14 protein-coding genes are annotated in these 13,746 nt (G+C 71.9%); 4 read left to right on the forward strand and 10 right to left on the reverse strand.

The annotated features are described in order from the left end of the window. Positions 1 to 172 precede the first annotated feature (172 nt). Positions 173 to 1,789 (reverse strand): hypothetical protein, encoded by a 1,617-nt coding sequence (locus C4T42_RS21285; RefSeq protein ID WP_020093860.1) that lies wholly within the window; start codon positions 1,787 to 1,789, stop codon positions 173 to 175. 343 nt (positions 1,790 to 2,132) lie between these two features. Between C4T42_RS21285 and C4T42_RS21290 the strand changes: the two genes are divergently transcribed. Beyond that, complete coding sequence (locus C4T42_RS21290; RefSeq protein ID WP_020093859.1) at positions 2,133 to 2,432, forward strand: hypothetical protein; 300 nt, start codon at positions 2,133 to 2,135, stop codon at positions 2,430 to 2,432. A gap of 38 nt (positions 2,433 to 2,470) precedes the next feature. Here the strand turns inward: C4T42_RS21290 and C4T42_RS21295 are convergent, their stop codons facing one another. After that, the gene (locus C4T42_RS21295) at positions 2,471 to 2,971 is read right to left on the reverse strand and encodes an RT0821/Lpp0805 family surface protein (protein WP_026605034.1); all 501 of its coding nucleotides are present in this window, start codon (positions 2,969 to 2,971) and stop codon (positions 2,471 to 2,473) included. 92 nt (positions 2,972 to 3,063) lie between these two features. On the opposite strand from C4T42_RS21295, the gene pdxH reads away from it, so the two are divergent. Next, complete coding sequence (gene pdxH, locus C4T42_RS21300; protein WP_020093857.1) at positions 3,064 to 3,687, forward strand: pyridoxamine 5'-phosphate oxidase; 624 nt, start codon at positions 3,064 to 3,066, stop codon at positions 3,685 to 3,687. A 71-nt stretch (positions 3,688 to 3,758) separates the two neighbouring features. On the opposite strand, the gene C4T42_RS21305 is transcribed toward pdxH, so the two are convergent. From C4T42_RS21305 to C4T42_RS21340, 8 genes are all read right to left on the reverse strand, one after another. Further along, positions 3,759 to 4,442 (reverse strand): 50S ribosomal protein L25/general stress protein Ctc, encoded by a 684-nt coding sequence (locus C4T42_RS21305; RefSeq protein WP_020093856.1) that lies wholly within the window; start codon positions 4,440 to 4,442, stop codon positions 3,759 to 3,761. Between the two features lie 189 nt (positions 4,443 to 4,631). Continuing rightward, positions 4,632 to 5,519, reverse strand: a complete 888-nt coding sequence (locus C4T42_RS21310; RefSeq protein WP_020093855.1) for an ABC transporter permease — start codon at positions 5,517 to 5,519, stop codon at positions 4,632 to 4,634. 2 nt (positions 5,520 to 5,521) lie between these two features. Continuing rightward, positions 5,522 to 6,454, reverse strand: coding sequence for an ABC transporter permease (locus C4T42_RS21315; protein ID WP_020093854.1), 933 nt, complete (start codon positions 6,452 to 6,454; stop codon positions 5,522 to 5,524). A gap of 187 nt (positions 6,455 to 6,641) precedes the next feature. Then, complete coding sequence (locus tag C4T42_RS21320) at positions 6,642 to 7,904, reverse strand: extracellular solute-binding protein (protein ID WP_103985842.1); 1,263 nt, start codon at positions 7,902 to 7,904, stop codon at positions 6,642 to 6,644. Positions 7,905 to 7,915: 11 nt separating this feature from the next. Then, positions 7,916 to 8,911, reverse strand: coding sequence for an ABC transporter ATP-binding protein (locus C4T42_RS21325; RefSeq protein ID WP_020093852.1), 996 nt, complete (start codon positions 8,909 to 8,911; stop codon positions 7,916 to 7,918). Positions 8,912 to 8,959: 48 nt separating this feature from the next. Next, positions 8,960 to 10,387: a dihydropyrimidinase gene (gene hydA / locus C4T42_RS21330; RefSeq protein ID WP_020093851.1), complete on the reverse strand. Its 1,428-nt coding sequence runs from the start codon at positions 10,385 to 10,387 to the stop codon at positions 8,960 to 8,962. Between the two features lie 229 nt (positions 10,388 to 10,616). Beyond that, complete coding sequence (locus tag C4T42_RS21335) at positions 10,617 to 11,687, reverse strand: helix-turn-helix domain-containing protein (RefSeq protein WP_020093850.1); 1,071 nt, start codon at positions 11,685 to 11,687, stop codon at positions 10,617 to 10,619. Beyond that, positions 11,684 to 12,244: an isochorismatase family protein gene (locus C4T42_RS21340; RefSeq protein WP_020093849.1), complete on the reverse strand. Its 561-nt coding sequence runs from the start codon at positions 12,242 to 12,244 to the stop codon at positions 11,684 to 11,686. Before C4T42_RS21340 ends, C4T42_RS21335 begins: the two co-directional genes overlap by 4 nt. A 120-nt stretch (positions 12,245 to 12,364) precedes the next feature. On the opposite strand from C4T42_RS21340, the gene C4T42_RS21345 reads away from it, so the two are divergent. Then, positions 12,365 to 13,078 carry an NAD-dependent deacylase gene (locus C4T42_RS21345; protein WP_020093848.1) on the forward strand — a complete coding sequence of 238 codons (714 nt, stop codon included), beginning with the start codon at positions 12,365 to 12,367 and terminating at the stop codon, positions 13,076 to 13,078. Between the two features lie 282 nt (positions 13,079 to 13,360). Beyond that, positions 13,361 to 13,585, forward strand: a complete 225-nt coding sequence (locus tag C4T42_RS21350) for a hypothetical protein (protein ID WP_012320868.1) — start codon at positions 13,361 to 13,363, stop codon at positions 13,583 to 13,585. The last annotated feature ends 161 nt before the right edge of the window (positions 13,586 to 13,746 follow it).

Raw genomic sequence — 13,746 nt, forward strand, 5'->3', positions numbered from 1 at the left:
GCGGTTCTGCTGGATCGGCGCAGGTGGAGCCCCCGCTTAGCGCGCACGGGGCCGGGATGCGAGCCGTAAGCGGGTGCCGTTCGGCACCGACGGGCCCGCGCGGGGCGGTTCGGCCCCGGCTCGGCCCGAGAGGCGCGCTCAGCCCAGAGACGCGCTCAGCCCAGAGACGCGCTCAGCCCAAGAGGCGGGGGCGCGCCCGGTGCGATCCGTCGATGAACTCGAAGCCACCGGCGGCGCTCAGCATGTGCAGGCGCGTACCCGGCCAGGCCGCGCCCGGGCACAGGCGCGTCTCGACCTGCTGCGCGTAGGCCTCCTCGTCGAGGCGGAGGATCCGGGCGAGGCCGAGCGCCGCGCCGTAACCCTGGCGGCAATCCTGGACGGGCCGGATCAGGCCGCCGTCGCGCGCCACGATCGGGCCCGCGGCCCGGGCGGAGCCGATATCGATCAGCACCGGGTTGTGCCGGTGCGGCGTCCAGGGCCCGCGGAAATGCGGCGCGTGCCAGAGATGGAGCGTGTCGGAGTAGCTGCCGCCGCCGGCCCGGACCGTGGCGAACATCCACCAGTGGCCCCCGTGCTGCAGCAGGGTCGCGTCCCCGGCCACGACCCCGTCGAGGAGCACCGCCTCGTGGACCCAACCGCGCGGGAAGTCGGTGGCCCGGTAGAGGTCGATCGTCCCGGAGGCGTGGGATTCCGGGATCATCCAGACCTGCCCGTCCGCCTCGAACACGAACGGATAGGAGAGGTGGGTCTCGAGCTCGAGCACCGGCTCCGGGCGGCCGCGGGGGCCGTTCGCCCCGAAATCCACCGCGGCGATCACGCCCTTGCCGCGGCGGTAGTCGAACTCCTCCACGAACAGGGTCACGGCGCCGTCCCGAGCGATCGCGAAGGGGTCGGCGTAGAAGCGGCGCCCGTCGTCGGGAAGGACCTGCCAGCCACCCTCGGGATGCCGGCGCAGGTCGATCAGGTCGGGGCCGACGATCCGCCGCCAGCCCACCCGCCAGTGCGGGCCGTGGAAGCAGAGGGCGTAGAGCCGGCGGGCGATCTGCCGGGCGAGCCCCCCGGCGGCCCGGCGGCGGGCGCCCAGGCCGCCGAGGTCGTAGGCGGTCGCGGGCTGGAGGGGCGCCCCGGCTCCGTCGGGGAGCGCCGTCGAGGCGGCGCCGTCGAGGGCGGCGAGGATCAGCGTGATGGTCCGCGCGAGGTAACCCTCGAAGGCCGTGAGCATCACCGTGTGCGATTCCGTGCCGAGGCGGCCGATCGCCACCGGCGCACCGTCCGGACCGCGCAGGGCCGCCACCGGCGCCCCGTGGGCGAACAGGGCGGCGAGGAGGCCGGCCTCGCCCGGCATCCCGTCGTAATCGAGCCGCCAGGCCGGCGCCGGGCCCGGATCCGCGGGGCTGTCCGAGAGGTCGAGGACGAGGTCGGCGGCGCTCCCGCCGGGCTCCGCGCCGTCGGGGCTCGCCTCGTAGGGGGCGAGGGCCACCGGCTCCGCCGCGGTCGCCAGGCCCGGCCGCGGCAGGCCGTGGATGGCGGCCTCCAGGCGGAACAGGAGCTCCGCGTTCGGCGGCAGGCCCTCCGCGTGCTCGACCCAGGCGACGCGGATCCGATGGTCGGGCCGCTGCCCGAGCTGGTCGAGGAGCCGGATGTGCCAGCCGCGCAGGGACCGGCGGTCGAGCCGCACGACGATGGTCCGGGTGCGGGCGCGCGTCCCGGAGGGCGACGGCTCCGTCCGGGCGGGAGCCCGGCTACCGGTCGCCGACGGCCGGTCCGTGCCTCCGATCACCCGCTCCATCAGCCGGTCGGCCCCGCGCCCCGCGTGCCGGATTTCGTATCGACGCTCACGGCGGCCAGACCCAAGATGCGCCCGGCCTCGACCCTCGATACGGTCGAGCCAGGCTCGAATGCTGTTACGCCGCGCCACGATCAAGCACGGCCGCGTGGCTGTCTACAGGTTCAAGCTTAACGTGCGGGACGATTTCTGGACGATGAACCGGAAAAATCGAAACGCCGTCCTTCAAATAAACGCGTGTTGGCGGGTCGTGATACAATGTCGCGAGGCGGTGGCGGTTCGCCGAGGGGAACTCCACCTCCAGCTGGACCGTTCGCCAGTCAAGGACGTGGTGCGGAGACAGGACATGACGCGCAAGACGCTGACGATGCCCCTCGCGGCGATGCTCCTCGCCGCCATTCCGGGAACGGCCTTCGCCTGGGGCGGTGGCGGCGGTGGCGGCGGCGACAGCGGGAGCGGCCTCTCCCCCTACGCGGCGCTGAGCGGCAACGACCGCTCGGCCGGGGTCAACAACGGCAATTATCGCGACCCGGCCCTCGACCCCTACATCCGGACCTACGATCCGGAGGCCGCGGCCCGCTACGCGGCGCCGCCGGCCGCGCAGCCGCGCCTGCGCGTGCGGCCGTACTACGGCTACCCTTACTGAGGCGATCCGCGGAGGCCGTCGCGCGACGGCCTCGTCGTTCAGGAGCGTCCGAGGCCGCTCGCGGCCCGGACGCGCTTGAGCGTCCACGGTCCGCCCGAGAGCTTGCAGCCGGTGCCGCGGACGAAGCGGCTGCGGGTCGGCGCGATCACCGATGCCAGGAAGTTGCGGCAGATCAGCTCGTCCGAGACGTACGGGAGCCCGGTCGGATTGACCGACCCGTGGAGCCCGGTCTCCGGGTTGTCCCACTTGACCGGCCGCCCGTTGCCCTGCGGATCCAGGGCGACGCTCAGGGCGGCCCGCGCCCGGCGCCAATCCTCCTCGGCGAGGTCGTCCCCGAAGCTCACAGGCCGCTTCTCGATGCTGCCGGTGACGGTCGGCTCCTCGACGACGCGCGGCGGCGCCGCCGGCGGATCGCCCCGGAAGACCAGCAGGGGCTGGCTGCAGCCGCACAGGGCCATCGCCATCGCCATCGACACCACCGACACGGACGCGCAGATGCGCGACCGCCGGCTTGGCCCTTTACACGCGCATCCCCGCATTACACCTGACTCACGACGGGCTATTCGCTCGACCGAACATGCCGATGTCGGTGCCCCCTCAGGCCCTGGACGCGGCTGGCAGGAGTCTTGGCGTGGATCAGTTAAGGACCGATGACCCGAAGAGCGCGGACTTCACGCTGAGCGAGGACCCCGTCGGGCTGTTCGCGGCCTGGATGAAGGAGGCCGAGGCCTCCGAGCCCGAGGACGCGAACGCGATGGCGCTCGCCACCGCCGGATCGGACGGGCTGCCGGACGTGCGAATGGTCCTGCTGAAGGACTTCGACGCCCGAGGCTTCGTCTTCTACACCAACACGCAGTCCACCAAGGGGGAGGAGCTGGCGCAGAACCCCCAGGCGGCCCTGGTGCTGCACTGGAAGAGCCTGCGCCGGCAGGTGCGGGCCCGCGGGCCGATCACGCCGGTCACGGCCGCGGAGGCCGACGCGTATTTCCAGAGCCGCCGCCGCGAGAGCCGGCTCGGGGCGATCGCCAGCCAGCAATCCCGCCCGCTGGCCGACCGCGCCACGCTGATGAACGCGGTGGCGGAGCTGTCCGAGCGGTACGGCGACGGGCCGATCCCCCGGCCGGAGCACTGGACCGGATTCCGGATCGCGCCGGTGAGCGTCGAGTTCTGGCAGAACGGCGATTTCCGCCTGCACGACCGGGTCCGCTTCACCCGGACGGGCGCGGGCTGGAGCCGGGCGCGGCTCTATCCCTGACATCAAGCCGAAACGCAGAGAGCCCCGGCAGGGCCGGGGCTCTCGCGTCGCGTGACGGGTGGCGCTGAGGCTCAGGCCTCCTCGCCGTCCTTCTTCTCGTCCTCGGCGGACTCCTCGGCCTTCTCCTCGGCGGCCTCGGCCGACTGCGCCTCGGCGATGGCGGCCTCCTCGGCCTCCACCTCGGCACCCAGCACGGTCGGCGGCACGATGTTGGCCACCGGGTCGGTCTGCTCGCCGGTGTAGGTGCCGGCCGGGATCTTGATGTCGGAGACGTGGATGACGTCGCCGATCGCGCGGCCGGTCAGGTCGACCTCGATCGCGTCCGGGATCTGGTCGGGGGCGACGTCGAGGCTCAGCGTGTGGGCCACGATGTTGAGGGTGCCGCCGAGCTTCTTGATGCCGGGGGCCGCGTCCTCGTTGACGAAGTGCACCGGCACCTCGACCGTGACGGTCTGGCCCGAGACGACGCGCAGGAAGTCGACGTGCAGCGGCACGCCGGTCACCGGGTCCAGCTGGAAGTCGCGCGGGATCGCGCGGACCTTCTTGCCGCCGGCGTTGATCTCGAACAGCGTGGTCTTGAAGCCGCCGGCGTAGATCAGGGTGCGGGTGCGGATGAGGTCGACCGCGATGGATTGCGGCGGCTGGCCACCCCCGTAGATGACGGCGGGAACTTGGCCCTGGCGACGAACGGCCCGGGCGGCCCCCTTGCCGACCCGGTCGCGTGCCACGGCCTCAAGCGTCTTCACAGCGCTCATGGCGTGATCCTTTACGATTGCTGGAGCCGGAAAACGAAAAGGCCGCCCCTGGCGGACGGCCACATCCTTCCCGGCGCGCCCCTGCCTCCAAGGGTGTCTCGGGGGCGCGCCGTGCGCATACACGGGCGGGGGCGGATTGGCAATGCGGCGGCGCCGCCGACCCGCGGCGGCCCGGCCGTCCGGCATCGATCACAGGCCCGCCAGCGCCCGCCGCGCCCGGCGCTTCTGCAGCCACAGGGTCAGGCCGAGCGCGGTCCCGATCACCAGCGCCGAGACGGCCGTGGTGACCGTGCCGAGGGCGTAGATCTCCGGCGTCGTCACCGTCGTGGTCAGGCCCTGCAGCTCCAGCGGCAGGGTGTTGCGGCCGCCGATCGCCTGGCTGGTGCGGGCAAGCTCGTCGAACGACAGGGTGAAGCCGAACAGCGCGACGCCGACGAGCGCGGGCGCGAGGATCGGCACCACCACGTGCCGGAGCGTCTGCGGGCCGCTGGCGCCCAGGTCGCGGGCGGCCTCCTCGTAGGCCGGGTCGAACCGGTTGAACACCGCGAACATGATCAGCAGGCCGAAGGGCAGGGTCCAGGTGAGATGCGCGCCCAGCGCCGAGCTGTAGAGGCCCATCAGCGTGCCGTGATCCTGCAGGAAACCCCAGCCGGTGGCGGCGGCGAACGCCTTCACGGCGTCGTCGAGGAGCCGGAATTCCAGGCCGATGCCCAGCGAGACCACGATCGAAGGCACGATCAGGCTCGAGACCGCCAGGGCGAAGACGAGGCCGGCCCCGCGAAACCCCTTCCGGAAGGCGAGGCCCGCGTAGAATGCGATTCCCACGGTGAGCGCCATGACCACGAGACCGAGGGCCAGCGAGCGCCGCAGCGCCGCCCAGATGTCGATCACGCCGACGCCTTCCCACAGCTTGGCGAACCAGTGGGTCGAGACGCCGTTCATCGGGAAGGTCAGGCCGCCGGACGGGCCCTGGAAGCTCAGCGCCAGGATCGTCAGCGTCGGCCCGTAGAGGAACAGGACGTAGAGAGCGAAGACCGCCGCCAGCAGGTAGAAGGCGCGGCCGCGGGGCTGGTCCATCGCTACAATTCCCGCCGGAGGTCGATCATCCGGGTGAGCCCGAGGATCATCAGCAGCACGGCGGCGAGCAGCACCACGGCGTTGGCGGCGGCGGCCGGGAACTGCAGGTAGGACATCTGCACCTGGATCACCTTGCCGACGCTGGCGATCTGCTGGCCGCCCATCACGCCCACGGTGACGAAGTCGCCCATCACCAGGGTCGTCACGAAGATCGTCCCGATGGCGATGCCGGGCTTGGCGAGCGGCAGGATCACGTTCCAGAGGATCTGCGCGCCCGACGCGCCGCCGTCGCGCGCCGCCTCGATCAGCCGCCGGTCGATGCGCGCGAGGCTGTTGAAGATCGGCACGATCATGAACACCGTGTCGAGGTGCACGAAGGCCAGGACCACCGCGAAGTCGGAGTAGAGCAGGCCCTCGATTGGCTCGCGGATCAGCCCGAGGGTGCGCAGCGTGTCGTTGACGAGGCCGTTGCGGCCGAGCAGCGGGATCCACGAGATCATGCGGATCACGTTCGAGGTCCAGAACGGGATCGTGCAGAGCAGGAACAGGCCCATCCGCACCGTGCCGGAGCGGATGTGGAAGGCCAGGAAGTACGCGATGGCGAAGCCCAGCGGCAGCGTGATCGCCAGCGTCAGCGCGACGAACTTCACCGTCGACAGGTAGGTGCGCACGGTCGTGCAGAGGTCGGCCGACAGGCAGCCGTCGAACACGTCGGCGTAGTTCTGCAGGGTGAGCGCCGGGATGATCTCGTACTCGTTGTACTCCCAGAGCGAGACGATCCCGGTGAGCACCAGCGGCACCACCAGGAAGACGAGGAAGACGAGGGCCAGTGGCGCGGCCTGGAGATAGGCGAGGGCGCGGCCGCGCGGGCGCGCCGCGACGGTGGGCGCTGCGGTGTTCGCAGCGGCCGCGGCGGGCAGGGCGAGATCGCTCATCGGGCTCGCCCCACGCGTGCTGATGCGTCCCATCTCCTCAGTGGGGTGCGATGCGCACGCATCGGTTCCCGCAAGGCGCGACGCGCCCCCTCTCCCGTGCGGGAGAGGGGACCCGCGTTCCATCCAGCCGCCGCGTGGCCGCGCAGGATGGGACTCTTCGGTCGCTTGCAGCGGGCGCCCACCGCCCTCACGCCGCGATGAACTCGTTCCACTTGCGCACCATGTAGGTGTTCTCGTCCATCACGGCGTTCCAGCAGGCGACCGCGCCCATCCGCGCGTCGAAGGAGCCGCCGTCGCGGGTGGCGCCGCCCTTCTCGATCAGGGTGCCGTCGGGGCCGAGGATGTCCTTCTCGGCGGGCCTCCCCTCCATCCAGAAGGCCCACTCGTAGGGCTGCATGTTCGCCTGGGCGGTCTCCAGCACGGCGGAGTAGTAGCCTTGCCGGTTGAGGTACGCCCCGGCCCAGCCGGACAGGAACCAGTTGATGAAGTCGTAGGCCGCGTCGAGCTTCCGGCCGCTCAGCGTCTTGGGGATGCCGAAGCCCGAGGCCCAGGCCCGGTAGCCCTCCTTCAGCGGCTGGTAGGTGCAGGGCACGCCCTGCGCCCGCACCTTGGTGACGGCGGGCGACCACATCGACTGGATCACCGTCTCGCCCGAGGCCATCAGGTTCACGGATTCGTTGAAGTCCTGCCAGAAGGCGCGGAACTGGCCGGCGCGCTTGGCCTCGATCAGCACCTTGATGGTGCGGTCGATCTCGGGCTTCGTCATGTTGCCCTTGTCGCCGTAGGTGTAGTCGCCGGTCGCCTCCACCACCATGGCGGCGTCCATGATGCCGATCGACGGGATGTTGAGGATCGAGGCCTTGCCCCTGAAGGCCGGGTTCAGGAGCTCCTTCCAGCTCGTGACGGGCATCTTGATCAGGTCCGGCCGGATGCCCAGCGTGTCGGCGTTGTAGACGGTGGGGATCAGCGAGATCCACTGAGTCTGTTCGCCGGCAAATTTTTTGGAGTCGATGCCCTCCAGGTAGAAGACCTTCTTGGGCGCCGTGCCCTGGTCGCCGATCTTCTTGCCCGCGACCTCGCCCTTGGTGAAGACCGAAGAGATCTTGTCGGCGAGCTTGATCCGCTTGGCGTCCATGCCCTGCAGGTTGCCAGAGGGCAGGATCTTCTTGAGGCTGAAATACTCGGTGTCGATCAGGTCGAAGGAGTTCGGCTGGGTGACCGCCCGCTTGGTCACCTCGTCGGTCACCACCGGAATGTATTCGAGGGTGATGCCCAGATCCTCCTTCACCTTCTTGGCGATGTCGGCGGACTGGTTCACGGCGGTGCCGAGATAGCGAAGGGTCACGGGCTCGGCGGCGTGCACCGCCGGGAAGCCGGTCACCGGCGTCGCGGCGAGCGCGGCGGCCCCCTTCAGGAGCGTGCGCCGGCTCGGCTTCTGGGGCAGGTCCATGGTGGTCTCCGTTAGGCGTCGAGGCGGTGGGCGGCTGAAGCGTCCCAGCCGACCGGGATCATGTCGCCGGGGCGGAGCGGGCGGGCCGCGAACTCCGCGTCGCTGAGGATCGCCGTGAGGGCGGCGGGGCTCTCGGGCGCGCGCTCCAGCCCCTCGGCGTCGAGGCCGACATGGACGCTGGTGCCCTGGTACTCGACGGCCACCACCCGGGCCGGCCGCGCGGCGGGGCCGGCCTCGGCGCCGAGCCGCATCCGGTCCGCCCGAACGGCGACGAGCCCCTCCGGCAGCCGGATCACGTTGTGGCCGCCGATGAACCGGGCCACAAAGGCGGTGACCGGGCGCTCGAACACGGTGCGCGGGTCGGCAGCCTGCTCGATCCGGCCGGCATTCATCACCACCACGAGGTCGGAGAGCGCCATCGCCTCCTCCTGGCTGTGGGTGACGTGGATGAAGGTGAGCCCGAGCTCGGTCTGGATCCGCTTCAGCTCGACCCGCATCCGCACCCGCAGGAACGGGTCGAGGGCGGAGAGCGGCTCGTCGAGGAGCAGCACCTTCGGGCCGGTGACGAGGGCGCGGGCGAGGGCCACGCGCTGCTGCTGGCCGCCCGAGAGCTGGGCCGGCAGGCGCCCGGCGAGGTGGCCCATCTGCACGAGGTCGAGCATGGCCATCGCCTTGGTCCGGCGCTCCGCCTTGCCGATCCCGCGCATCTTGAGGCTGAAGGCGACGTTGTCGCGCGCGTCGAGATGCGGGAACAGCGCGTAGCTCTGGAACATCATGGCGGTGCCGCGCTCGGCCGGGGCGGCGTCGCCCACCGCCTTCGGGCCGATCACCACGTCGCCCGCGCTGGCGCGCTCGTGCCCGCCGATCATCCGGAGCGTCGTGGTCTTGCCGCAGCCGGAGGGGCCGAGCAGGCAGCAATAGGCGCCGGACGGCACCTTCAGGTCGATGCGGTCGACCGCAATGGCCGCGCCGTAGCGCTTGGTCAGGCCGATCAGCTCGACGTCCATGCGGTTCTCCCCCGGGAGCTGCAGGCAAGCGGCGGGCCAGCGCGGCCGTCAGGCGTCCCGCCGCTCGGCCGGATCGACGGCCCGGTCGAGCACCCGCCCGCGCCCCGGCTCGGACAGGACCCGGCCGTCCTCGGCGATGACCTGCCCGCCCGCGATGGTCATGACCGGCCAGCCGGTGACGTCGAAGCCTTCCCAGGGCGTGTAGTCGGAGCCGTGGTGCAGGTTCGCTTGGCGGATGGTCTCGCGCCGGTTCGGGTCCCACAGGGTCAGGTCGGCGTCGAAGCCCGGGGCGATCGAGCCTTTGCGCGGGTAGAGCCCGTAGAGCTTCGCGTGGTTCGTGGCGGTGAGCGCGACGAACTGGTTGAGGCTGATCCGCCCCTTCGAGACCCCCTCCGAGAAGAACACCGGCAGCCGCGTCTCGATGCCGGGAATGCCGTTCGGGATCCAGCGGAAGGAGGTCTTCCCCCGCGGGTTCAGCTTGCCCTGCGGGTCGTCGTAGCGGAACGGGCAATGGTCGGACGAGACCACGTCGAAGATCCCGCGGCGGATCCCCGACCACACCGCCTCCTGGCTCTCGACGTCCCGCGTCGGCGGCGAGCAGACGTACTTCGCCCCCGCCATGAGATCCTCCTGGCCGAGACCCTTCATGTCCTCGGCCGTGAGGGTGAGGTATTGCGGGCAGGTCTCGGCCCGGATCTTCAGGCCGCGCGCCTGCGCCCAGGCGATCTGCTCGGTGGCCTCGCGGCCCGAGACGTGGACGATGACGATCGGCAGGTCGATCAGCTCGGCGTGGCTGATCGCCCGGTGGGCCGCCTCCCGCTCGACGATCTCCGGGCGCGACAGGGCGTGGCCGTAGGGCCGGGTCTCGCCCGCCCGCTCCAGCCGCTCGCTCAGGTAGCGGATCGCGTCGTAGCCCTCGGCGTGGACCATGACCCGGGCGCCCTGCCGCCGCGCGACGTGGAACACGTCGAGGAGCTGGCGGTCGTTCAGCACGAGGTCGTCGTAGGTCATGAAGACCTTGAACGAGGTGTAGCCGTCGGCGACCAGGGCCGGCAGCTCCTGGCCGAGCACCGCCTCGGTCGGGTCCGAGATGATCATGTGGATCGCCACGTCGACGTGGCACTGGCCCTCGGCGCTGGCCCGGTAGGCGTCGACGGCGCCGCGCAGCGAGGCACCCCGGGGCTGGAGCGCGAAGGGCATCACGCAGGTGGTGCCGCCGGCCGCCGCCGCCCGGGTGGCGCTGGCGAAATCGTCGGCCATGACGATGCCGGGGCCAGAATCCTGGGCGATGTGGACGTGGCTGTCGATGCCGCCCGGCAGGACCAGCAGGCCGGAGGCGTCGATCACCCGGGCGGCGTCGGCGATACCCTCGGCCACCGCGACGATCCGCCCGCCGCGCACGCCGATATCGGCCCGGACCGTGTCGCTCGCCGTGACCACCGTGCCGCCCCGGATGGCAAGGTCGAATTCAGGCATGCCGCTCACTCCTCCGCGCCAGCGGGCGCGCCGGGCCGATGCACGGTCCGCGCCGATTCGGGCGGACGCGGTCGGCACCGCAGGAGGTCACAGGCGGCCGTTCGGGTCCAGCGGGCAGCGCCATACGCGGAACCACGGTTCCGGCCGAGATCTTCGGCCGTCGTCGCTCTCCCGTCATCACGAGCGCAGCGACGTGACCCAGGGGCGCGCGACGCCGGAAAGCGGAGCGCTACCCTGGATTGCTTCGCTCCGCTCGCAAGGACAGGTGTCTCGCGGGGTGCCTCGGGCGGACCGGCGCGGACGCCCCGTCCGCGGGTCCGGCACGCAGGCGCGATGGCGCCGCTGCGTGGAACTGCCGCCAGACGCGGCGCATGTGCCGGGCGGAGCCGAAGCCGGCGCGCTCGGCGACCTGCTCCAGGCCGAGGTCGCTCTGCGCGATCAGCTCCCGGGCTAGCGCGACGCGGGACCGGTTGACCGCGTCCGTCACGGTCATGCCGGCGTGGAGCCGGAACAGCCGCGCGAGGTTGCGCGGGCTCGCGCCCGCGACCTGGCCGAGCAGCGCCGGCGACCAGTCCCGGGCCGGGTCGGCGGCGATCGCGTCCTGGGCCCGGTGGACCGCCGGGTGCAGATGGCTGCGCCCCTCGAGCCAGGGCGAGAGCTGGGGATCGTCGGGCCCGCGCCGCATGTACACGACGAGCGTCCGCGCGACGGCGACCGCCGTCGCCGGGCCCGCCCACTCCGCCACGAGGTGCAGCATCAGGTCGATGCCGGCCGTGACGCCGGCGCTGCTGAACCGGTCGCGGTCCTGCACGAACAGGCGGTTGTCCACGACTCGGGCCTCGGGGGCCGCCGCCCTCAGCCGGTCGCAGCTGGCATGGTGGGTGGTGCAGGCGTAGCCGTCGAGGAGCCCGGCCCGCGCCGCGAGCAGCGCGCCCTCGCAGACGGTCGCCACGGTGTGGCCCGGCCGGATGACGCCGCGCAGCCACGCGACGATCTCGGCCTCCGCGTCGGCGTCGGCCGCCGGGTCCGGCGCGTCGCCGAGCACCTGCGTCGCGGAGCCCGGCAGGAGCACGACCGTCCCGTCCGCCACCGTCTCCGGCAGCGGTCCGGCACCGCCCAGGTCGAGCCCGATCGAGCAGCGGGTGAGCGCCCGCGGTGCCGCGTACGCCACCGCGAAGCCGATCCGGTCCTGGACGGTGCCGGCGATCCGCAGCACCTCCAGCGGGCCGGCGAGGTCGAGCAGCAGCGCGCGCGGCGGCAGGACCACGAGGACCGGGATGTGCCGCGCCGCCCCGCTCACGCGGCGACCGGCAGGTCCGGGCCGGCCAGCGCCTGGTCCACGGTGGCGATCCGGGCGAACCGGTCGGTCAGCACCAGCTCGGTGCGGGCCTTGATCTCGTCCGCGCCGAAGCGGCGGCCGTCCGGGTGGGTCATGGCGAAGGTCAGGGTGGCCTCGGTCACGTAGTCGACCTGCCAGCCGCTGTCGGAGGCGTGGCGGGCCGTGGTCTCGCAGCACTGCTCGGTCCGGATGCCCGACACGATCAGCCGGCGGATGCCGTGCTGCGTCAGCCAGCCCGACAGGCCGCTATCGACCAGGGCGCTGTGCCGGCGCTTGTGGAAGGTGGCCGTCGGCGCGATCACGACCGGCGCGAGGGTACGGACGTGGCCGGAGGCGATGGCGAACGGGCCGCTCTCGGCCACGTGGAACACCTGCAGGACCGGGATCCGCCGCGCGGCGGCGCCGTCGATGAGCGCCTGCAGGCGCGCGGTGAAGGGCGGGACATCGGCGTCGTTCCAGAAGGGCCTGTGCCGGAAGGATTCCTGGACATCGATGACCAGCAGCGCAACATCGGACATTTCGTGTCTCCCGCTCAGTGAAGCGAGCCGCAGCATTCACCGGTGGGACGCAGCGGGAAAGAAACCGCACCGCCAACCAGTGGACATATCCGGCCATTCTCAGGCGAACAGGAGCCGCGCGTGAGCGACCATCCCAAGACGATCTTCGTGCTGACCGGGGCCGGCGTCTCGGCCGAGAGCGGGCTCGGCACGTTCCGCGACCGCGGCGGGATCTGGGCGCGGTTCGACCCGATGAAGCTCGCCACACCGGAGGCCTACGCGGCCGATCCCGACACGGTGCTCGACTTCTACGACCATCGCCGCCGCGGCGTGGTCGCGGCCGAGCCGAACGCCGCGCACTTCGCTCTGGCGCGGGCCGAGGCGCGGATCGCCGACCGGGGCGGGCGGCTGTTCCTGTGCACCCAGAACGTCGACGACCTGCACGAGCGGGCCGGCTCGCGGGCGGTCACCCACATGCACGGCGAGCTGCTCAAGGCGCGCTGCTGCGCCTGCGGCGCGGTCACCCCGTGGCGCGCCGATCTGAGCCGGGCGGACAGCTGCCCCACCTGCAGCACTCCGGGCCGGATGCGGCCGGACGTGGTCTGGTTCGGCGAGATGCCGATGCACCGCGACGCGATCGAGGCGGCGCTCTCCGAGGCCGACCTGTTCGTGGCCGTGGGCACGTCGGGGGCCGTCTACCCGGCGGCCGGCTACGTGCGGCAGGCCCAGGCCCTCGGCATCCCGACCTGCGAGGTCAACCTGGAGCCGTCCGACAACGCCGACGCCTTCGACGCGACCCGCTACGGGCCGGCGAGCGTCGCGCTGCCGTGCTACCTCGACGAACTCGGCCTCTAGCGGGGCGACCGGCCGACGGCGGGGATTCGGGACCGGCCGCAGACGGGGCCCACCACGCGGCGTTCGCCGTCGGGCTCGCCAACCTGTTGTGCGAACGGGGTTTCTCGGCCCGTGATCTGCCGGACCGGGCCAGGATCAAAATCTTAAATGACGCGAATCACATCGGCGCGAGCTGTCAAGAACTGGTCGGGCAGTTGCCCACGGGTTACAACAGTCAAGCTCGGGATCGGCGTCGCGGCCTACCCGAGCGTTCGTTGAAGCCACAAGGGGAAGCAACTACCCATGCAGCACTTCACCGTAACCGACCGCGAGCGTGACACCGTCCTGGCGGCACTGCGCTATTACCAGTTCTACCGGATGCAGGGTCATCCGTTCGACCCCCGTCAGGATCACCTGATCGACACCATCGCCGGCCGGGCCGGCGAGGCGTTGGACCTCGCAGAGATCGACGATCTCTGCGCCGGCCTGAACGGCAACCCGCACGCCCTCGCCGCCGCGGCGGCCTGAGGCAGCTTCCGGGGCGGCCGAGGCCGCCCTCGACGACCCCGCGGCCGGCCCAGGGACGGGGCCGGAGGACGGGCAACCTCCGAGATGAGCGGGCCACCGCCGCCGGAGCGAACCTTCCTCACCGGGGCCGGGCTTCGCGCCCGAACCACACCCTGCCGACG

Origin of the sequence: Methylobacterium sp. 190mf, from assembly GCF_900107945.1 — a bacterium.
Taxonomy (GTDB): Bacteria; Pseudomonadota; Alphaproteobacteria; order Rhizobiales; family Beijerinckiaceae; genus Methylobacterium.